We start from the raw sequence: 18,748 nt of genomic DNA on the forward strand, positions 1-18,748 counted from the left end.
GACGGCCACTTGTGTGCCGATGAATTGTTTGAGTGGAATTAAGGCATTGGTCGAGAGACAGATGAGTTCTGCTTGCACGCCTTCGTTAAGGACATGGCTGCCATCGATGCGTTGGAGGAAGACTTGGCTATTCAGTTGTGAATGACTGAATTGGATGTGGAGGGCTCTGTTTTGGGCGGTTAGGCCGAGCTGTTCCAATGCCGAAAAGATGTTGGCAAGCATGGTTATTATCTGTCTTTTATAATTTAATAAGGCTAAAGAATTTCTTAATATTTAATCAAAAAAAATACGATTTACCTAGTCTTGGTTACATAAATGAACTTTAAAAAATGTAAAAAAATCGGCAATAAATTGCCGATTTTTATTTCTTATTAAGATGAGGTTTATTCTGTTAGCATTAAATCTGCACTCATACCAACCGTATTGTAACCAGCATCTACATATAAAATTTCGCCAGTAATACCATTCGCCCATGGTGAACATAAGAATAATGCCGCATTACCTACATCTTCGATCGTGACATTACGCTTTAAAGGTGCAACCTTTTCATTCAGATCAAGCATCTTACGGAAAGACTTGATACCTGAAGCCGCAAGCGTACGAATTGGACCAGCTGAAATCGCATTTACACGAATTCCTTCAGCACCCAAACTTGAAGCCAAGTAACGAACACCAGCCTCTAAAGATGCTTTCGCCAATCCCATAACATTATAGTTTGGCATCACACGCTCTGAACCTTGGTAAGTGAGTGTGAGCAAACAGCCCTGACGAGCAGTTAAAAGTGGTTTTGCCGCACGAGCCATGGCAATAAAGCTATAGGCACTGATGTCATGCGCGATTTTAAAACCTTCACGATCAGTAACTTCAGTAAAATCACCATCTAAAGTATGTGCTGGTGCAAAACCAATTGAATGCACTACGCCATCCAAACCATCCCAATGTTTTGCTAATTCAGCAAATGCCTGTTCGATTTCAGCATCAACAGCAACATCACATGGAAAAACTAGTTTTGAACCAAACTGTTCAGCAAAGTCATCAACACGCTTCTTCATTTTTTCATTAGGATAGGTAAATGCCAATTCTGCACCTTCACGGTGTAAAGCTTCTGCAACACCGAATGCAATCGACAATTTACTCGCAACACCCGCGATTAAAAAACGTTTACCTGCTAATAGTCCTTGTGCCATGTGACTCTCACTCAAATTAATTTTCATGCATGATGCCAAGTCTAGAGCATTTACGAAATTGCATAATGCATCTTTTTTCAAAAAATTGTTAAACCGAATTAGACGCTAAAAAAAGATCAGATATCAGTCTGATCTTTTTACACGCCTTAGCTGAACGACATTAGTCATTACTAGACAGTAGACCAATTAAACGCAAGAAAGAGAAATACATCCAAACTAAAGTGGCTAATAAGGCAATTCCACATAACCATTCCATCGCTTTAGGCGCATATTGAGCTGCGGCATTTTCAATCAGGTCGAAATCTAAAATTAGATTTAATGATGCAATAATGGCCACAAAAGCTGCAAATCCTAAACCTAGCCAATTATTATCAAATATATATGGAATGCTCGAACCAAAAGCTAGACTCATAATAAATTGGAGAACAAATACAATCGCAATCGCAATGGTGGCTGACAACACAACCGCTTTAAATTTCTCAGTCGCACGAATAATTTGAAACCGATAAAGCGCGAACATCACCAAAGTCGTGACAAATGTTGCGAGCAAGGCCTTTAAAGGAACACCAGGGTATTTCAGTTGAAATATGACTGAAATACCCCCTAAAAATGCACCTTGAAATAAAGCATATGGAATAGCCAAAGTTCGAGCAGTATTCTGCTTAAAAGTAGTAATGAGTGCCAGAATGAATCCACCAATCGCCCCCACCATCGCACTAGCATAGGCGAGTGATACATTTAAAGTCATAAAACTATAAATAAACAGCGCGATACCCACCGCTGCCGAAATCACAGTTAATACAACAGATTTCTGAATCGCGCCTTGAATCGTCATGGGTTGTTGATAATTAGATACAGTCTCTACACGGGTTAAAATCGGATTACTACTTTGCATAACTTAGTCTCTGTTATCATTCTTAAATTTTCACTATTCTGAGATCTATCAGCATAAAAGTCAGTTTATTTTTTGCTATCAATTTTTAAACATTTTAATTAATACTTTGTTCTTTCGATCATTTATAAAATCTATAAAAAAAGAGGCCTTAGCCCCTTTTCTAAAATTTCAGCAGAACGTTTTAATTATTTGAGATGAAAAAATATTGACGGTAATACTTTAATTCAGCAATTGAATCACGAATATCATCCATCGCAAGATGAGAAGCATTTTTCTTTAAACCACTCATAATTTCTGGGCGCCAGCGTTTTGCTAACTCTTTAACAGAAGACACATCCAAATTACGGTAATGGAAGAACTGCTCAAGCTCTGGCATTAAACGATGTAAGAAACGGCGATCTTGGCAAATTGAGTTTCCACACATTGGAGATGATTTAGGATTGACCCATTTTTTTAAGAATTCAAGTGTTTGTTGCTCAGCATCTTGCGCAGTTAACTTACTACGGCGTACGCGTTCAATAAGTCCAGATTGCCCGTGCTGACGTGTATTCCATTCATCCATCGCATTTAAAATAATATCTGACTGATGTACAGCTAACACTGGGCCTTCAGCAAGAATATTTAAATGATCATCCGTAATAATCGTTGCAATTTCAATAATCTGATCATTGTCTGTATCTAACCCTGTCATTTCAAGGTCGATCCAAATTAAGCGGGTATCTGGGGTGCTGCTCATAAAGTGCAATCTTATTGGGCTAAATTAAAGATGGATAGTAGCAAATTATTCCGATCTTGGCTGTAAATCCATGGCTCATCATGCTATTTTTGCCATCTAAATTTCAAGGTTTTTTAGGTTGTGAATGGCTTTAATTCGTAAGCGTCGTTTGACAGAGCAACAACAACGTCGTATTCAGAAACAACATCAAACACGTCAAGAAGAACTCGACACGTCTCACGACTTAGAAGGCTTAGTCGTCCAACACTATGGTCGACAACTCGAAGTACAAGCCCTCTCCTTGCCTGATCAACATCCAATAAAACCAGATACCAAAGAAGGTGAGCCAGAACCTTTTTGGAAACCTATTGAGCTGAATAGCGTTTGGCGTTGTCATACCCGTACCAATTTAGAATTATTGGTTACAGGTGATCGCGTAAAATGGCAAGCAGATCCAAATACTGGCTTAGGTATTATCACAGCGATTCAACCGCGACAATCCTTGTTGACTCGCCCAGATCGTTATCACAAAGTAAAACCAGTAGCTGCAAATATCAGCCTGATCGTCATCGTCATTGCACCGTTACCAGAACCTGCACCAACCCTGATCGATCGCTATTTGGTTGCATGTGAAGATGCCAATATTCCTGCTTTATTAGTATTAAACAAATGTGATTTACTGAAAGAAAATGATCCAATTTTGCTGTTAGCAGAAGAATATCGTCAACTTGGTTATGACTTCATCCTGACCCAATCTAATGGTAATTTAGATGAGTTGATTCAACGTATTGACAACCAAACTGTTGCATTTGTAGGTCAATCAGGTGTTGGGAAAAGTACACTTATTAATGCCATCATTCCTGATGCTGATCAAAAAACCAATGTCATTTCAGAAAACTCCGCACTCGGTCAACATACCACGACCTCAACACGTTTAATTCGTTTTGGTGAAAATGGTGCTTTAATCGATTCCCCAGGTATTCGTGAATTTGGCTTATGGCATTTAGATCATGAGAAAATCGATGGTGGCTTTCCTGAAATTTCTGCGCTCTTAGGACATTGTCAGTATCGCAATTGCACCCATACGCACGAAAAGCAATGTGCGCTTAAAGAAGGTGTCAAAAATGGTGATATTTTACAAAGACGTTTAGAAAGTTATTTACGTCTAATAGATGAGATTACTGAGGCGCAACAAAAAAATTAGTTTTCTTTAAGCACGCCCTTGAAGCAGTGATTTTGATCACCATATATATACGTTATACTCAACGCAGTTTTTAATTAGTCATTAGGTGATTTGTGGAACGTTGGTTCGAATTTATGGGGAATCACCCCTTTTTATTTGCAATTTTAGGGGCCCTTATTGTTTTGTTTTTCGTTTTTGAAGGACAACGTAGTGGTCGTAAAATTTCGCCACAATCGCTCGGAATTTTAGTGAAAGCTAAAAATGCGATGCTGATTGATTTGCGCGATGCTAAAGATTTCCGTGAAGGTCATATTAGCGGTAGTCGTAATATTCCATATAGTCAAATTGCTGCCAATGTTGAAGAATTAAAAGCTGCGGACCGTCCATTGGTATTCATTTGTAATTTAGGCCAAGTTGCAGGCTCTGCTTTACAACAAGTCGGTCATACAGATAGTTATCGTTTAGACGGTGGCATTAGTAACTGGAAAGCTCAAGGCTTACCTTTAGTAAAAAGCAAAAAAGCTTAAGGAGTTTGTAAAATGACAGCTCAAGTGACTGTATATTCAACAACGATGTGTCCTTATTGCGTACGTGCAAAGCAACTCCTTGAACGTAAAGGCATTGAGTACAAAGAAATTAATTTATCAAAAGAAGCACCTGAGGTTCGTGTTGAGTTAATGCAAAAAACCAACCACCGCACAGTGCCACAAATTTTCATTAAAGATCAATTCATCGGTGGTTTCGACCAACTTTATGCTTTAGAGCGTGAAGGTAAACTAGACGAATTATTGGCATAATCACTAAATCTAAGGAATTAAGAATGAGTGAAGAACAACAAGTTCAACCACAATTAGCATTAGAACGTATTTATACAAAAGACATTTCTTTTGAAGTTCCTGGTGCTGCGGTTTTTACAAAAGAATGGCAACCTGAGTTAAACATCAATCTTTCTTCATCAGCTGAAAAAGTAGATCCAACTCATTTTGAAGTTTCTTTAAAAGTGGTTGTACAAGCTGCGAATGCAGGTGAAACTGCATTTATCGTAGACGTAACACAATCAGGTATTTTCTTGATTGATGGCGTTGAAGATGAACGTCTTCCGTACATTCTTGGTGCTTATTGCCCTAATATTTTGTTCCCATTCCTTCGTGAAGCGGTGAACGATCTTGTAACTAAAGGTAGCTTCCCTCAATTACTTCTTACACCGATTAACTTTGATGCTGAGTTTGAGGCGAACATGCAACGCGCTCAAGCTGCAGCTGCTGAAGGTCAAGCTTAATCGTCTGATTAAGTTTACCCTTATAAAAAAGACCGCATTTGCGGTCTTTTTTATATCCTACATTTAAACAGGTCGTTTTTCTTGATGTAATGCATCATGGATAGCTTCAACCAATTGTTGTGCAATTTCTTGCTTTGAAGCTTTTTCAAGATCACGTTTTTCCATTTCATATTGTTCAGCAAAAAACACAGTCATCGCATTTTCATCTGAAGCAAAACCAATATCCGCTCTTGAAACATCATTGCATGCGATCATATCTAGTTTCTTAGCCACCAATTTACCTGCGGCATATTCTTCAACATTACGCGTTTCAGCTGCAAAACCGACCATAAATGGACGTTTCTCTTGCAAAGCTATCGTCGCCACGATATCAGGATTTTTAACAAGAGAGACAGCTAACTCATCACCAGCTTTTTTGATTTTATGTTCCGCAACTTCTGCAACACGATAATCCGCTACGGCAGCTGTCGCAATAAATACATCACATCCTGTTTCCAACTGATTCATGCTTAAATCAAGCATCTGCCTCGCTGAAGATACATTTAAACGCTTCACCCCATTCGGTGTATCTAAACTGACAGGACCCGCGATCAGTGTCACCTCAGCACCTGCTGAATAACATGCAGCAGCAATAGCAAACCCCATTTTTCCAGTGCTGTGATTTGAAATATAGCGCACTGGATCAATTGCCTCTCGAGTTGGACCTGCGGTAATCGTCACTTTTTTACCCGCCAGCAAGCCAAATTTTTCTGCAATTGCACGCTGCGCTTTATGGAAATATTCTCGTACCTGTTCAGCTAAAACTTCAGGCTCAGGCATACGTCCTAATCCAACATCGCCACACGCTTGAGAACCCGCCTCAGGCATAATAACATGCACACCATCATCGACCAAAGTACTCAAATTGCGCTGTGTTGCTTTAGCCGCCCACATTTGTTGATTCATGGCTGGTGCGATCCAAACAGGTGCTTTTGTTGCCAAATAGAGTGTACTGAGTAAATCATCCGCTAATCCACAAGCAAATTTGGCAATACTGTCACAACTGGCAGGAGCAACAAGTACCAAATCCGCCCATCGTGCTAATTCGATATGCCCCATTCCAGCTTCAGCTTCTGTATCTAGAAGTTCAGTATGTACTGGATTACCCGACAATGCTTGAAAGGTAAGCGGCGTAATAAAAGCTTGGGCACCTTGAGTCATTACAACTCGGACATTAAATCCGTAATCTTTAAGTCGGCGTACTAAGATGGCACTTTTATAAGCAGCAATACCACCAGTAACAGCAAGAATAATATTTTTATTGGAGAACACACTAAGATCAAAACTCAAGATCACGTCACCTTTTTATTGCAGTGGCGCTCACAATAGCATTAAATATTCTGCCACCCAAGATATACCTTGGTGAATATTCAAAAGTTAAAATAATTTAAAACAGTGAATAATAATGAATAATTCGATCAAACAATGGCCCGAACAAGAACGACCGCGAGAAAGATTACTCCGCCAAGGTGCTCATAGCCTCTCTGATGCAGAACTCCTCGCCATCTTTTTAAGATCAGGATCTCAACAACATTCTGCGGTCGAATTAGCAAGATTGATGTTGCAACATTTTGGAAGCTTAAATGCAGTGTTTGATGCATCGATAGACGAAATTCGCATGTTCCATGGCATGGGAGACACTAAATACTCTCAATTGATGGCTGTAAAAGAGCTTGGACGGCGTTACTTGCAACATCAATTGAACCAACAAATTGATTTAAGTCGCTCTGATTTAATTCAAGATTATCTTCGCTATGAACTTATTGGCGAATCTCAAGAGATTTTCGCGGTACTCTGTTTAGATGCAAGGCTCAGAAAAATTAATTTTAAAAAATTATTCTTTGGTTCTACTAACCACTGTGCAGTTTCAATTAATCAGTTTATTCGACATATCATCCACACTCAGGCGAGTGCTGTGATTATTGCACATAATCATCCTTTAGGAATTCCTCAGCCCTCAATTGACGATATCAATTTGACGAAATCTTTAAGTAGAGCTTGTAATTTAATTGAGGTTAAATTACTCGATCATGTCATCATTTCCACCGAAGGCAGCTACTCTTTTATGGAGCACCAACTGATCCGAGAATAAGTCTATAAATTACAGAATAAAATTGCTCGAAGTTTCCATTTTTTATCATTGACAATACTCGCTGAACTAGTGAAGATCATAGAAAAATGAAAGATTGATTTACATGATTGTTCGTGATCAAACCGATACGCTAAAACTATTATTTTCATGGCGTGGAACCATCTTACCGAAGGTATTACCTCCACTTGGAATCGTTATGCTGATTTCAGCAATCGTGGGGGGAATTGAATATATAAATCTCTATAGATTCCCTGAAATTCCTTTGGTTGGGTTTACACTGATCGGAGTAGTATTGTCGATTTTTTTAGGTTTCAAAAATTCGGCATGTTATGACCGTTGGTGGGAAGCGCGTAAATTATGGGGAAGCTTAATCGCCAATGCTCGACATTTCGATCGAGACTGCCGGATCTTGCCGCAAGGTCGTCGTGAACGTGTAATTCAGCATATGATTGTTTTTGCTAACGTACTGCGTGACCGTCTTCGTCATCAAACAGTCAGTCCCGATGCTTTGCATCAAACCAGTGGCATGAGCCCACAAGCTTTAACTCAACTTTACCAGCAAGCCAATGCTCCACAATACACATTAAGTTTGATTCAATGGGAGTTGATGCAGTCACTGAAAGAAGGCGAAATTTCAGACATTATTTATACACAAATGAACCAACATGTAACTGAATTAAGTTTGGTTCAAACAGGCTGTGATCGTATTGCTACAACTCCTTTACCTTATGCTTATTCAGTACTCTTAAACCGTACCGTTTATTTTTTCTGTTTTATGCTTCCATTTAGTTTAGGCTCGGTGCTCGGTTTGGCGACGCCACTTTTAGTCGGTATTTTAGCATATACGTTTTTGGGGCTTGATGCGCTCAGCTCTGAAATAGAAGAGCCTTTTGGTACACAAAGTAATGATCTTCCACTCGATGCCATGGTTCGTACAATCGAGATTGAACTACTCGGGACTTTAGGAAAACCAACTCCTCCACCGATCCAAGCACAAGATCACAACTTACTTTGATTCATGACAACTGAATGTCTTATCGCCGCCTGAAATTCTCTTATCCGTTGTTATAAGAGAATTTCTATACAATAAAACTTTCCCAGATGCCAACCTGCCCCTCTTTCACTTGAGGGATATTCCCCAATTTTATCCATGGCATATTATCTCCATGGAAATCACTTCCAACTGATACTTTAAGCCCAAATTCGGCAATCATTCGGTCTACCATTTGTCGCGTCGAGGTAGGCTCAATCGCAGGTGGCAACTCAACTGCGTCGCCTCCGTAACGTGCAAATATTTCAATCAAATAACGAATGTTCGTCGCAGATAAATCATAACGGGTAGGATGTGCCAAAACAGCAAACCCTTGAGCCTCATGAATTACACGTATCGTTTCCTCCAGACCAAGTCCTTCAAACTGAACATAAGCTTTTTTACCTTCCTTGATATATTTGTCAAAAGCTTGTTGCGGACGTGAAACATGACCCTTCTCGACCAGCGTCTTCGCAATATGGGTTCGTGTCACACGATCAGGTATACCCTCGACCTTCGCAACCACATCCGCGTAAATATCCTCTCCAATAAGAGGCTTCAACAATTCACAGATGAGTTGAGCACGTTCAGCTCGAATTATCTTTTGTTGTTCTAGTAGCTTATGCAAAGGATCAGGTGATTGCATATTCAGTGCGACCACATGCACACCATAACTTTTTTTGGTCGAAGGTCTAGACCACTGACTTGAAATTTCCACACCTGAAATAATTTGAATTGGTTGATTTTTTGCAACTTTTTCAGCCAAAACCAAACCATCCATGCTATCGTGGTCAGTCAGTGCAAGGGTATGTATCCCTTTTTCGAGCGCAGCTTGAACCAGTAACTCTGGCGACAAAGTTCCATCAGAAATATTACTATGTGTGTGTAAATCTACGCCTTGCATCTTTTATACTAATCCATCCACCTGAACTGCATAGATACTTTAACATGAAAGCACTTTTAGACTTTGTGCCACTCATAATTTTCTTTTGGCTTTACAAAACTGTCGATCCCAAAGATAACAATCACCCTTTACTGCAATGGATCGGCTCTGCAGGTGGCGTCGATAATAACCATATTCTCGTTGCTACAACGGGCTTAATCATTTCTATGCTCGTGGTCTACGGTGCATTATTTGTCCGCCAAAAATTTCATCTCGATAAACAACAATGGATTGTTTTATTTATGACGGTGATTTTTGGTGGGATTACTCTCATGTTGAGTGATGATTTTTATATTCGTCTCAAAGCAGCGATCTTGAATTTTGTATTTGCTGGTGCTTTCTTAATTTCACCTTATTTTGGTAAAGACCGCAAACCTCTCATTCAACGCTTATTTGGTCCTATTTTAAATTTAACACCGCAGGGATGGAAAAATTTAAACTATGCTTGGGCCGCGATGTTTGTTGGTATGGCATCATTGCATATTTTCTTTGCTTTCGTGTTCATGGATGGAAAATATTGGGGTGAATTTACTGCTTTTGGTGACATGATTGTGATGTTTTCATTTATCATTATTCAATTCATCATTTTACGAAAACACTTTAAATCTGCAGAAGAATAATCGTGTTGAAAGAGGATATAGAGATTTCGCCATGCCCTTATTTGTAGTGACGTGTACCGACCAAGAAGGTACTGTTGAAAAACGCTTAGCAACACGCCCACAACACCTTGCACGCCTTGAAAAACTGGCTGAGGAAGGTCGCGTAATCGTCGCTGGCGCGATGCCAAAAGATCGTAATAACCCACAAGCTGGATTTTATGGCAGCACCCTTATTTTAGATTTTGAAAGCCGTGAAGCGTTAGATGAATGGTTAGCAGATGAGCCTTTTTTAAAAGAAGGTATTTATGCCAGCATTGACGTAAAACCTTTTAATAAAGCATTACCACATGAATAAGATGATGAATTTGACACGCTCTGCTCTTTTCATCAGTTTTGCATTGGTATCTTCAGCTTGGGCTGAACCCGCAGCAACTACTGCTGCACCAGCGAATCCAGCTGCACAGTCTCAGCCAGCAACAGCTACGCCTGCAAAGCCACTTACAGCTGAACAAATTGCACGAAATAAAGCGCTTCAAGAAGCAAAAGTAAAGGCTTTAGTCAAAGACCAAGCAACACGTCTCCAACAGCTTGAAAAAGCAAACCTAGAAGCTTTAGCACAGAATCAAGAATTACAACTAAAAAATGATAATTTAGGTGTACAAATTCAGGTGCTTCAAAGTGAACGTAGTGCTCAAATGTTTTTGTACGGTGCAGCAACAATGGCTGTCGGTATTTTTGTCGGCTTTATTATTGCCAGTTACATCTATACAAAACGACGTCGTCAGTGGTAAACCACTGACACGCTTTTCAAAGGTTTCAAATTTTGACTCAGGCCATTCAAACTGCTGATCTCGATTGGCAACTCGTTGATGGAATCGATATTCCAGTTTCTAAAGTTTTCGGTGATGTTTATTTTTCAAAAGCCAATGGCCTTCTTGAAACGCGTCATGTCTTTATCAATGGTAATGATCTACATGAACGCCTATCGGACTTAAAACCATTTGAACATTTCACAGTCGGAGAAACTGGCTTCGGCACGGGTTTAAATATCCTCACCCTTTGGCAACTTTGGCAATCAATTCGTCCAAATAATCATAGTCAACTGCATGTCATTACGGTGGAAAAATTTCCATTGAGCAAGACTGATCTGATCCGAGCTTTAAATGCTTGGCCTGAACTGAAACATTTATCAGATCAACTCATTGCCCAATATCCACTGCCGATTGCAGGATGCCACCGCCTTCATTTTCCAGATGAGCGTTTTAGTATTGATATTTGGTTAGGTGATGCACATGATGTTTTTCCAGCTATTGCCAAAACTAGCACTGTCAATGCATGGTTTTTAGATGGATTCGCTCCTGCCTGCAATCCTGATATGTGGGAAGAACAAGTTCTGAATCAAATTATTCGACTATCAGATATTGGAACTACTTTTGCCTCTTTCAGTGTTGCTGGCATCCTCAAAAGAGGATTAAAAAAACACGGCGTGAAAATTACACGCCCAAAAGGGTTCGGACACAAACGTGAAATGCTAAAGGGAGTTTTACTGCCTTTAGACGAAGAGGCTGAAAAAAGTGAGCTCTCTCCCGAAGATTACCAATACAAACCACACTCAAGTTCTCAACGCCGTATAGGCATTGTAGGCGCTGGAATTGCGGGTTTAAGTTGTGCCTATGCCTTTGCATTAAGAGGTCACCGCGTCAGCCTATTTGACCGCCATGAGCCATTAAGTGGCGCGTCAGGAAATCCTCTGGCTTTATTGAATCCCAAACTCTGTCCTATTGAACAAAGTGCCGATCATTTGATGACATTAGCATGGCAACATGCGATGAACCATTATTCAAAATTTAAAGCCTTTGACGAAGCACAAGTCCATCAAATCCCTCTTAAACACGTTGATGAACTTCTCGATCTTGCAAATCAATATCCAGAAAACATACTCGAAGCAAATTCTGCCGCTGAAAACAGCCTGTTCAACCAAGCATTCCTCACCCTGAAACAGGCTGGAACAATCAGACCGCATGATTTGGCTAAAGAAATTTTATCGAATGAACTGATCGAATTTCAGCAAGCGACAATCAAATCGTGGGATCTACTTGCCAATCATCAAGTCGGTATAACAGATCATGTTGGACAACAATATCAATTTGACCATGTGATTATTTGTTGTGCCCGTGAAAGTATGAATCTTTTTGATGATTTCCCGATTTTAAAACCAATACGTGGTCAAGTTAGCTGGTTTAACCATGTTTCATCCACACAGTTCAAGAAAAATGAAGCATATAGCTATGGTGGCTACTGTATGCCTTTAAATGATCATCAAATCATTTTAGGTGCTTCTTTTTACCCTAATCGAGATGATCAAGATGTTCTTGATGAAGATCATGAACATAACTACAGGTTACTTGCAGATTTCGCACCAGATATTGCTGCACAATTTCCTGACCATCATTCTTGGCATGGTAGAGCTTCTGTTCGTGCACAAAGTCAGGATTATTTTCCGCTTTTAGGTCAGGTTAAATCTGATACTGAAATTTATACACTCTCAGGTTTGGGCTCTAAAGGCTTTTTATTTGCTCCTTTGTGTGCTGAAATTCTAGTGGCTCAAATCTTAAAAACAGCATGCCCTGTATCTGAAACTTTACTCAATAAACTCAATGTTCATCGATTTAGAAAGAAAGTAAGAATAAAGAAGCCATATTTTCAGGCTAAAACTCAATCACCATGATTTATTGAAACTAAAAAAGCGCCATAAGGCGCTTTTTTTCAACCATGATTAACCTTGCTCTAAAGGTAATCCTGCCTCACGAGCAGCACGAGTACCACCCATTAAGACCACATATTCACGTGAACTATCAAAGCCTTCTAATAGTTCTGCAGCACGTGGTGCTTTACTTCCGCCGCCACATAAAATGTAAATCGGTTGATCCGCTGCAACTTGAGTCAGGCTTTCTGCTGAAAGTGTGGAAATCGGTTGGTTCACCGCTCCTTTCACATGTGCTTCAGCATAAGCACTTGTATCACGTACATCCCAGATAATCGCGTCAGCTGGGAACTCAAATGTTGTAATTTCTTGTTTACGGATCATTGCGCACTCCTTTGATGTAAACAACACTTGGCAAATGAAGAAAACATCCCTAGCATCTCAGATATTCTTTCTATTTGTAAAGGTCTAAACTATGCCATCTTTCGATATTGTTTCAGAATTAGAGATTTTTGAAGTAAATCATGCAGTTCAAAACACACAAAAGGAAATCGGAACGCGTTTCGACTTCCGTGGTCAAGACGTTTCGATCGAATTAAACGAAAAAAATAAAGAAATTAAGATCTCGACTGAAAGTGACTTCCAATGTGAGCAAGTTTACAACATGCTGGAAAATCACTTTTATAAACGTAAAGTCGACGTTCAAGCACTAGATCCGCAAAAAATGACAGCATCTGGCAAAAATGTCATTCAAGTGATTAAACTTAAAGACGGTCTTGACTCTGATACAGCAAAAAAAATTAATAAAGCCATTAAAGAAAGTGGTATCAAAGTGCAATCTTCTATTCAGGGCGATAAAATCCGAGTCACTGACAAGAAGCGCGATACATTACAACAAGTTATGGCGTTCTTAAAAGAACAACAATTCGGTATCCCACTTCAATTTAACAACTTCAAAGACTAATCTCTTTGCTCCATCATAGGAACTGATCATGGCAAAAGGCAATCGTTTATCTAAGTTAGTAAAAGCGACATCTAAGTTTCCACAAGGTATCCGTAGTACTTTGTGGAGCAAAGCTTTTGGCCGTGTCGTTCCAATGGTGGGAACCGCCAAATTACGTTATCTTGAAGTTAGTCATGCTAAAGTTGTCGTTAAAATCGAAAACCATAAAGCAATGCAAAACCATATTGGTCAAGTGCATGCATGCGCAATGGCGCTGATCGCTGAAACAGCTACAGGCTTTGTTACCGGCATGAATGTACCCGATACCTCAATCGTATTAATAAAAAGCTTAAAAGTAGATTTCAAACGCCCATCTAAAGGTGCGATGACCGCAGTCGCTACATTGACTGATGATCAACAAAAACAGATGCAAGAGTCTGAAAAAGGTGAAACCCTTGTCAAGGTGATCGTGACAGATGAATCTGGCGAAGAGCCAATTCAATGTGAAATGCTCTGGGCTTGGATTGCAAAATCTCAACTTAAGCAATAAAGCTCATGATCATATTGATCCTAAAAAAGTTTCCCTAATAAAAAATCCCAACGATGTTGGGATTTTTTGTGATTAGATGCTTAGAGATTCTTGAAACTTTTGTTTAACATCATCTGGAATCTGGCGTTTTGCCCCTTTCACATCCACCGCAACAAAAGTGAAAACACCTTCTGTCACTCTTTTCGCTGGACGTGAAGAGTCGTGACTATCCCATACTTCAATTTGCATTTGAATTGAGGTATTTCCGAGCTTTAAAATTTTAGTATAACAACTAATGACATCACCCACCTTAACAGGCACAAGGAATGTCATTTGATTAATTGCAATGGTTGCACAGCGACCTTTTGTATAACGCTCTGCATGAATAGCTCCAGCCAAATCCATTTGTGAAACAATCCAACCACCAAAAACATCCCCACTCCAGTTGGTATCTGCAGGCATAGCAATGGTTTGAAGGGATAATGTACCTTCTGGCTTAAGTTGAGAATCTGACACAGTCACTCCAAATATTGGCCTATTGGTTAAGCATTTAATTGCTGATTTAACCAATCTCGTAATTGATTTGCACGTAATGCACCACTTATTCTAGCAATTTCATTCGTTTTATTCATCAATACCAACGTTGGAATACTACGAACATTAAAGGCAGCACTTAAGCGCGGATTCGCTTCAGTATCTATCTTCGCAAAAACCACATGCGGATTTGATTTGGCTACTTCAGCAAAATGCGGTGCCATCATTTTACAAGGCCCGCACCATTCTGCCCAGAGATCAATCAATACTGGTAAATCACTGTTGGTAATAAAGTTGCTAAAGTTTTGCTCATTCAGCTCAATAGGGGCAAGCGGAATCAAATGCTCATGACATTGACCACAATTCGGCTGAGATTGGATTTTATCTTCAGGTACACGATTTTTTGCGCCACAAGATGGACAAACAACAATCATGAGTTTACTCCTCTATTTTGATCTAAGAATTCTAATTGAAGCTTGATTGCGCTTTCCATCCAATTTACTTGATAAATATCAAAATGTGTCATATTCCACTCATGGTATTCCACATAAGGTGACATATTGGTTACCGTTTCACGACTAATTTCTATGGGAATAACTGCATCTTTCTTGGCAGCAATAAATAACACAGGAATTTTAATACTTCTTGCCGTAGTAATCGGTCGAAATCGTATGACGTCCAACATAGCTCTTGCAGGCACCTCACCGCTCCAATAATAGTTTGAATCAACGATCGACATATACCCTTGATAACTATCCTGACTCGGGTAAAAACTTAATGCATAAGGATGAACGACAGGCATTTTTTTTCCAACACGTCCAACTTTGGCTGCCATTAAATCCTGACTCGATAACTTTAAAGCCTGCGCCATATGTTGAATTGGATAAATTTTACTGCTGGCATTTCCGTCCACAAAGGGTACTTGCGCTATTGCAGCCCGAATCCCATTTAACTCAGATGCAAGTTTTAGAACATATCCGCCACTCAGACCCGTTCCCCATAAGAAAAGCTGGTGCCCATCAACCAAAGGGAATAATTTGATATGCGCAATCACAGCATACCAATCTTCTAGCTGCTGACGGACAGAGACCATTTCTCGTGGTTTACCCGTACTTCCTCCCCAACAACGATAGTCAAAGAGTACAACCGCGAAACCTGATTGAGCAAAACGTTGCGCATATTGGATTAATTTGAATTGACGTAATCCTGCAAAACCATGCGCCATAATAAGCACAGGAGGTCTTTTAACTTTGACAGGCAAATAAAGGTCAGCAGCGATCAACTCATTTGCTTTTTGTACGTACAGCGGCTCTACGGTGTAATCGTACATAGGTGCTCCATGCATGTATTCATACGATTTTTATTTTAAATTTTTTGTGTCGATCAAAGCTCATATCTGAGCGAGATGCTATGATAGTAGCATAGTCTTTTAATTTATTTTGGGAGTGACGCAATGAGTGAAAATGTAGGTTTTGCTGGTCAAATTGGGCCAGAACATTTAGTTCAAGTTGTTGAAAAAGGATTTAAATCTGTGATTAATAATCGCCCCGATATGGAAGGCGGACCAGAACAGCCAACAAGTGCCCAAATTGAAGAAGCTGCACGCGCTCAAGGCTTAGATTATGTATATCAACCTGTAGTTGCAGGTCAAATTACTGAGCTTGATGTTCGTACTTTTGCAAATCATTTCAATGAGCTACCAAAACCAGTATTAATGTTCTGTCGTACGGGAAATCGCTCTAACAATCTTTACCAATTAGCAAAACAAATGGATTTGCTTGATGACTAAGATGTGGTTTAGATTCATCCTTTCCACCTTCATTTTTAGTATCGTAACGCTAAGTCATTCAGCATCAGAACCGCTCAGTAAAGCACTTAATCCATCTGTGAGTGTATCGGGTCATATGACGGCTACAAAATTCAATGCCTTAATGCAGCAGGGATTTAAGTCTGTGATCGTTAACCGTCCTGATCAAGAATCAGGTAACGAAACAACTGCAAGTGAATTAAGAGCTTTAGCCGAAAAGTCTAAAATCAGTTTGATTTACCAACCTGTTATTTCAGGTCAAATAACAGATGCAGATGTTCATGAGTTTGCGAAGTATTACAATAGTCTACCTAAACCTATACTTTTAGTATGTAAGTCAGGTAGTCGTTCTACGTTACTATTTAATAAAGCAAATTCATTAGGACTTATTCATGAATAAAATTTGTATTGCATTATGTTGTTCGTTTCTTTTACTCGGTTGCACATCGATGAATGTAAAACCAACTGTTGGTGTGCATGCAGGTACATCATTATAAGATAAATGTATTTTATTCATTTTAAAGGCGCACAAGCGCCTTTTTCTTTCATCTTATTTCAATAACAACCATGAAAATACTTAGTTTTAAATGATACAAATTTTCAATAATGTGGATATCACCAAAAGTTAAAGGTTTAAGTGTAATAAATTGAAAAAAAAACTTCTTCATCGAAGGTTTTTTTATATAGTGAATTCAAATCATTCTTAGTCAATACAATATGTACGATATCATTATTATTGGAGCTGGTACTGCTGGTATTTCAGCTTATAAAGAAGCCATTAAAACTACACAAAATATACTTATTGTGAACGACGGTCCGTGGGATACCACTTGTGCTCGAGTAGGTTGTATGCCGAGTAAAGTTCTAATTTCATCAGCTAATCTTGCCTATAATGCGAGAACTTCAGAACAACTTGGGCTAAAAATTTCTTCTCAAATTGACACTAAAGATGTTGTGCAACATGTACAACAATTACGTGATCGATTTACAAATGCAACACTGAAGGACGTTAATTCATGGCCTACAGCGCACAAAATTTCAGGTCGCGCAACATTTGTAAATGCAAACACAATCAATGTTAATAATAAGAAATACCAAGCTAAATCGTTCATTATCGCTGTTGGTTCAAGACCAACAGTAAATCAAGATTGGCAACAAAAACTTGGTCATTTATATTTAACTTCTGATCAAGTCTTTGAAATACCTACTTTACCAAAAAGTTTAGCTGTAATTGGAAGTGGTGTCATTGCAATCGAACTTGCACAAGCCATGCAGCGTCTAGGTGTGGAAACTACAGTTTTTGCTCGCAGTAAAAAAATTGGTTCATTGACTAGCCCAGACTTACAAACGCTTGCTCAAGAAATATTCTCAAAAGAATTAAATATCAAATATGAGATTTTACCCGAGCAGGTTGAGAAATTAGGCGAAGATAAAGTTCAAATTAACTTTATCGAAAAAGATAGTAATCAATCTATAGAAGTTGATTACCTATTATCTGCGACTGGTCGTACCACGAATTTAGATTCTTTAAATATTCAGCATATAAATGATGAATTCATTGATCTAAAGAAATTACCTGTTGATCCAACCACTAAACAGCTTGGTGACTACCCCATTTACATTGTAGGTGATGCTTTTACTGCAACGCCTATCCAGCATGAAGCATCTTATGAAGGTAAATTGGCGGTTCATAATTGCCTCGATCAACATCAATCGAGTCATAAAAAAAGTCTTACCCCATTGGGTATTATGTTTAGCTCACCAGAAATGGCAGGGATCGGCTCCAATTATCACACACTGCGTAAAGCCAATCATGAGTTTGTTACAGGTATCGTATCCTACGAAAAGCAAGGACGAGCGATTGTCAATGGACAAAATATTGGGGCTGTAGAGGTTTACGTCGATCGATACTCACGTAAACTTCTCGGAGCAGAATTTCTTTGTTATTCAGCAGAACATTTAGCACATTTGCTCGCTTGGGCTATCTCCAGTGATCTTACTGTTGATGAAATTCTAGATCACCCTTTCTACCATCCAACGCTAGAGGAAGGCCTAAGAACTGCGTTAAAACACGCTCGACGACAACTTTAATCTATTGTTTGATACAAGCCCCTCTAATGAGGGCTTTTATTTTTATATCTTTATTTCAATTTTTATATATAAAAAAACACCCCCTTCTATTGAAGGGGGTGTTTAGAATAATGAGCTGGCGATGACTTACTCTCACATGGGTAACCCCACACTACCATCAGCGCTAAGAGGTTTCACT

Annotated in this window: 25 protein-coding genes; 15 read left to right on the top strand and 10 right to left on the bottom strand. The window is 39.2% G+C overall.

Going from position 1 to position 18,748, the window contains the following annotated elements; all coding sequences use genetic code 11:
• The 4 genes from AC1M9L_RS14050 to orn form a co-directional block, all read right to left on the bottom strand.
• On the bottom strand, positions 1–222 hold a 222-nt coding region (locus AC1M9L_RS14050), incomplete at its 3' end, for a hypothetical protein (RefSeq protein WP_481592473.1).
• 161 nt (positions 223–383) lie between these two features.
• Positions 384–1,187: an enoyl-ACP reductase FabI gene (locus tag AC1M9L_RS14055; RefSeq protein WP_092768909.1), complete on the bottom strand. Its 804-nt coding sequence runs from the start codon at positions 1,185–1,187 to the stop codon at positions 384–386.
• A 160-nt stretch (positions 1,188–1,347) separates the two neighbouring features.
• Positions 1,348–2,082 (bottom strand): Bax inhibitor-1/YccA family protein, encoded by a 735-nt coding sequence (locus tag AC1M9L_RS14060; RefSeq protein WP_481592474.1) that lies wholly within the window; start codon positions 2,080–2,082, stop codon positions 1,348–1,350.
• A 181-nt stretch (positions 2,083–2,263) separates the two neighbouring features.
• Positions 2,264–2,818 (bottom strand): oligoribonuclease, encoded by a 555-nt coding sequence (gene orn / locus AC1M9L_RS14065; protein WP_035270788.1) that lies wholly within the window; start codon positions 2,816–2,818, stop codon positions 2,264–2,266.
• A gap of 124 nt (positions 2,819–2,942) precedes the next feature.
• Here orn and rsgA point away from each other — a divergent pair, with 124 nt between their 5' ends.
• The 4 genes from rsgA (at position 2,943) to secB (ending at position 5,259) form a co-directional block, all read left to right on the top strand.
• Positions 2,943–4,001, top strand: coding sequence for a ribosome small subunit-dependent GTPase A (gene rsgA / locus AC1M9L_RS14070; RefSeq protein WP_035270790.1), 1,059 nt, complete (start codon positions 2,943–2,945; stop codon positions 3,999–4,001).
• Positions 4,002–4,093: 92 nt separating this feature from the next.
• Positions 4,094–4,507: a rhodanese-like domain-containing protein gene (locus AC1M9L_RS14075; RefSeq protein ID WP_035270792.1), complete on the top strand. Its 414-nt coding sequence runs from the start codon at positions 4,094–4,096 to the stop codon at positions 4,505–4,507.
• Between the two features lie 12 nt (positions 4,508–4,519).
• Entirely contained in the window at positions 4,520–4,777 is a 258-nt protein-coding gene (gene grxC, locus AC1M9L_RS14080) for a glutaredoxin 3 (protein ID WP_035270794.1), read from the top strand.
• A 23-nt stretch (positions 4,778–4,800) separates the two neighbouring features.
• Entirely contained in the window at positions 4,801–5,259 is a 459-nt protein-coding gene (gene secB / locus AC1M9L_RS14085; RefSeq protein WP_035270796.1) for a protein-export chaperone SecB, read from the top strand.
• Positions 5,260–5,322: 63 nt separating this feature from the next.
• On the opposite strand, the gene coaBC is transcribed toward secB, so the two are convergent.
• The gene (gene coaBC / locus AC1M9L_RS14090) at positions 5,323–6,588 is read right to left on the bottom strand and encodes a bifunctional phosphopantothenoylcysteine decarboxylase/phosphopantothenate--cysteine ligase CoaBC (RefSeq protein WP_481592475.1); all 1,266 of its coding nucleotides are present in this window, start codon (positions 6,586–6,588) and stop codon (positions 5,323–5,325) included.
• A 115-nt stretch (positions 6,589–6,703) separates the two neighbouring features.
• On the opposite strand from coaBC, the gene radC reads away from it, so the two are divergent.
• Positions 6,704–7,390, top strand: a complete 687-nt coding sequence (gene radC, locus AC1M9L_RS14095) for a RadC family protein (protein ID WP_035269684.1) — start codon at positions 6,704–6,706, stop codon at positions 7,388–7,390.
• Positions 7,391–7,493: 103 nt separating this feature from the next.
• Positions 7,494–8,405 (top strand): bestrophin family protein, encoded by a 912-nt coding sequence (locus AC1M9L_RS14100; protein WP_035269686.1) that lies wholly within the window; start codon positions 7,494–7,496, stop codon positions 8,403–8,405.
• A gap of 64 nt (positions 8,406–8,469) precedes the next feature.
• On the opposite strand, the gene AC1M9L_RS14105 is transcribed toward AC1M9L_RS14100, so the two are convergent.
• Positions 8,470–9,324, bottom strand: a complete 855-nt coding sequence (locus AC1M9L_RS14105; RefSeq protein ID WP_035269688.1) for a PHP domain-containing protein — start codon at positions 9,322–9,324, stop codon at positions 8,470–8,472.
• A 44-nt stretch (positions 9,325–9,368) separates the two neighbouring features.
• Between AC1M9L_RS14105 and AC1M9L_RS14110 the strand changes: the two genes are divergently transcribed.
• Genes AC1M9L_RS14110 through mnmC form a run of 4 tightly spaced genes read left to right on the top strand, consistent with a single transcriptional unit; the run spans position 9,369 to position 12,690 of the window.
• The gene (locus AC1M9L_RS14110) at positions 9,369–9,983 is read left to right on the top strand and encodes an inner membrane-spanning protein YciB (RefSeq protein WP_035269690.1); all 615 of its coding nucleotides are present in this window, start codon (positions 9,369–9,371) and stop codon (positions 9,981–9,983) included.
• Between the two features lie 31 nt (positions 9,984–10,014).
• On the top strand, positions 10,015–10,317 hold the full coding sequence (locus tag AC1M9L_RS14115) for a YciI family protein (RefSeq protein WP_035269693.1): 303 nt from the start codon (positions 10,015–10,017) through the stop codon (positions 10,315–10,317).
• Between the two features lies 1 nt (position 10,318).
• On the top strand, positions 10,319–10,753 hold the full coding sequence (locus tag AC1M9L_RS14120) for an SH3 domain-containing protein (protein WP_092768912.1): 435 nt from the start codon (positions 10,319–10,321) through the stop codon (positions 10,751–10,753).
• A gap of 32 nt (positions 10,754–10,785) precedes the next feature.
• Positions 10,786–12,690, top strand: coding sequence for a bifunctional tRNA (5-methylaminomethyl-2-thiouridine)(34)-methyltransferase MnmC2/FAD-dependent 5-carboxymethylaminomethyl-2-thiouridine(34) oxidoreductase MnmC1 (mnmC, locus tag AC1M9L_RS14125; RefSeq protein ID WP_481592476.1), 1,905 nt, complete (start codon positions 10,786–10,788; stop codon positions 12,688–12,690).
• Between the two features lie 48 nt (positions 12,691–12,738).
• Here mnmC and AC1M9L_RS14130 read toward each other — a convergent pair whose 3' ends face one another.
• A complete protein-coding gene (locus AC1M9L_RS14130) occupies positions 12,739–13,050 on the bottom strand; it encodes a rhodanese-like domain-containing protein (RefSeq protein ID WP_092768890.1) in 312 nt (103 codons plus the stop codon).
• A 91-nt stretch (positions 13,051–13,141) separates the two neighbouring features.
• Here AC1M9L_RS14130 and AC1M9L_RS14135 point away from each other — a divergent pair, with 91 nt between their 5' ends.
• Both AC1M9L_RS14135 and AC1M9L_RS14140 read left to right on the top strand, forming a co-directional pair.
• Positions 13,142–13,630: a YajQ family cyclic di-GMP-binding protein gene (locus AC1M9L_RS14135; protein WP_035269703.1), complete on the top strand. Its 489-nt coding sequence runs from the start codon at positions 13,142–13,144 to the stop codon at positions 13,628–13,630.
• A 28-nt stretch (positions 13,631–13,658) separates the two neighbouring features.
• Positions 13,659–14,159 carry a DUF4442 domain-containing protein gene (locus AC1M9L_RS14140; RefSeq protein ID WP_035269707.1) on the top strand — a complete coding sequence of 167 codons (501 nt, stop codon included), beginning with the start codon at positions 13,659–13,661 and terminating at the stop codon, positions 14,157–14,159.
• A gap of 72 nt (positions 14,160–14,231) precedes the next feature.
• Here AC1M9L_RS14140 and AC1M9L_RS14145 read toward each other — a convergent pair whose 3' ends face one another.
• The 3 genes from AC1M9L_RS14145 to AC1M9L_RS14155 all read right to left on the bottom strand — a co-directional run bounded on the left by AC1M9L_RS14145 (position 14,232) and on the right by AC1M9L_RS14155 (position 16,002).
• Positions 14,232–14,600, bottom strand: coding sequence for an acyl-CoA thioesterase (locus tag AC1M9L_RS14145; RefSeq protein ID WP_218945426.1), 369 nt, complete (start codon positions 14,598–14,600; stop codon positions 14,232–14,234).
• 80 nt (positions 14,601–14,680) lie between these two features.
• Entirely contained in the window at positions 14,681–15,106 is a 426-nt protein-coding gene (gene trxC / locus AC1M9L_RS14150; protein WP_481589621.1) for a thioredoxin TrxC, read from the bottom strand.
• Complete coding sequence (locus AC1M9L_RS14155; RefSeq protein ID WP_481592477.1) at positions 15,103–16,002, bottom strand: alpha/beta hydrolase; 900 nt, start codon at positions 16,000–16,002, stop codon at positions 15,103–15,105. Before AC1M9L_RS14155 ends, trxC begins: the two co-directional genes overlap by 4 nt.
• A gap of 123 nt (positions 16,003–16,125) precedes the next feature.
• Here AC1M9L_RS14155 and AC1M9L_RS14160 point away from each other — a divergent pair, with 123 nt between their 5' ends.
• The 3 genes from AC1M9L_RS14160 (at position 16,126) to AC1M9L_RS14170 (ending at position 18,570) form a co-directional block, all read left to right on the top strand.
• Positions 16,126–16,461 carry a protein tyrosine phosphatase family protein gene (locus AC1M9L_RS14160; RefSeq protein ID WP_035269714.1) on the top strand — a complete coding sequence of 112 codons (336 nt, stop codon included), beginning with the start codon at positions 16,126–16,128 and terminating at the stop codon, positions 16,459–16,461.
• The gene (locus AC1M9L_RS14165; RefSeq protein ID WP_180000531.1) at positions 16,454–16,879 is read left to right on the top strand and encodes a protein tyrosine phosphatase family protein; all 426 of its coding nucleotides are present in this window, start codon (positions 16,454–16,456) and stop codon (positions 16,877–16,879) included. The genes AC1M9L_RS14160 and AC1M9L_RS14165 overlap by 8 nt, the downstream gene beginning before the upstream one ends.
• Before the next feature lie 317 nt (positions 16,880–17,196).
• Positions 17,197–18,570, top strand: a complete 1,374-nt coding sequence (locus AC1M9L_RS14170) for a dihydrolipoyl dehydrogenase (protein WP_481592478.1) — start codon at positions 17,197–17,199, stop codon at positions 18,568–18,570.
• Positions 18,571–18,748 lie beyond the last annotated feature (178 nt).

The sequence above is a fragment of the Acinetobacter sp. ANC_7511 genome, from assembly GCF_056779975.1.

Bases quoted from the DNA above. Each gene is read 5' to 3' on its own strand.
- AC1M9L_RS14055 (WP_092768909.1), bottom strand. From the start codon at position 1,187: ATGGCACAAGGACTATTAGCAGGTAAACGTTTTTTAATCGCGGGTGTT.
- AC1M9L_RS14060 (WP_481592474.1), bottom strand. From the start codon at position 2,082: ATGCAAAGTAGTAATCCGATTTTAACCCGTGTAGAGACTGTATCTAAT.
- orn (WP_035270788.1), bottom strand. From the start codon at position 2,818: ATGAGCAGCACCCCAGATACCCGCTTAATTTGGATCGACCTTGAAATG.
- rsgA (WP_035270790.1), top strand. From the start codon at position 2,943: ATGGCTTTAATTCGTAAGCGTCGTTTGACAGAGCAACAACAACGTCGT.
- grxC (WP_035270794.1), top strand. From the start codon at position 4,520: ATGACAGCTCAAGTGACTGTATATTCAACAACGATGTGTCCTTATTGC.
- secB (WP_035270796.1), top strand. From the start codon at position 4,801: ATGAGTGAAGAACAACAAGTTCAACCACAATTAGCATTAGAACGTATT.
- radC (WP_035269684.1), top strand. From the start codon at position 6,704: ATGAATAATTCGATCAAACAATGGCCCGAACAAGAACGACCGCGAGAA.
- AC1M9L_RS14100 (WP_035269686.1), top strand. From the start codon at position 7,494: ATGATTGTTCGTGATCAAACCGATACGCTAAAACTATTATTTTCATGG.
- AC1M9L_RS14105 (WP_035269688.1), bottom strand. From the start codon at position 9,324: ATGCAAGGCGTAGATTTACACACACATAGTAATATTTCTGATGGAACT.
- AC1M9L_RS14110 (WP_035269690.1), top strand. From the start codon at position 9,369: ATGAAAGCACTTTTAGACTTTGTGCCACTCATAATTTTCTTTTGGCTT.
- AC1M9L_RS14115 (WP_035269693.1), top strand. From the start codon at position 10,015: ATGCCCTTATTTGTAGTGACGTGTACCGACCAAGAAGGTACTGTTGAA.
- AC1M9L_RS14120 (WP_092768912.1), top strand. From the start codon at position 10,319: ATGATGAATTTGACACGCTCTGCTCTTTTCATCAGTTTTGCATTGGTA.
- AC1M9L_RS14130 (WP_092768890.1), bottom strand. From the start codon at position 13,050: ATGATCCGTAAACAAGAAATTACAACATTTGAGTTCCCAGCTGACGCG.
- AC1M9L_RS14135 (WP_035269703.1), top strand. From the start codon at position 13,142: ATGCCATCTTTCGATATTGTTTCAGAATTAGAGATTTTTGAAGTAAAT.
- AC1M9L_RS14140 (WP_035269707.1), top strand. From the start codon at position 13,659: ATGGCAAAAGGCAATCGTTTATCTAAGTTAGTAAAAGCGACATCTAAG.
- AC1M9L_RS14145 (WP_218945426.1), bottom strand. From the start codon at position 14,600: ATGCCTGCAGATACCAACTGGAGTGGGGATGTTTTTGGTGGTTGGATT.
- trxC (WP_481589621.1), bottom strand. From the start codon at position 15,106: ATGATTGTTGTTTGTCCATCTTGTGGCGCAAAAAATCGTGTACCTGAA.
- AC1M9L_RS14155 (WP_481592477.1), bottom strand. From the start codon at position 16,002: ATGTACGATTACACCGTAGAGCCGCTGTACGTACAAAAAGCAAATGAG.
- AC1M9L_RS14160 (WP_035269714.1), top strand. From the start codon at position 16,126: ATGAGTGAAAATGTAGGTTTTGCTGGTCAAATTGGGCCAGAACATTTA.
- AC1M9L_RS14165 (WP_180000531.1), top strand. From the start codon at position 16,454: ATGACTAAGATGTGGTTTAGATTCATCCTTTCCACCTTCATTTTTAGT.
- AC1M9L_RS14170 (WP_481592478.1), top strand. From the start codon at position 17,197: ATGTACGATATCATTATTATTGGAGCTGGTACTGCTGGTATTTCAGCT.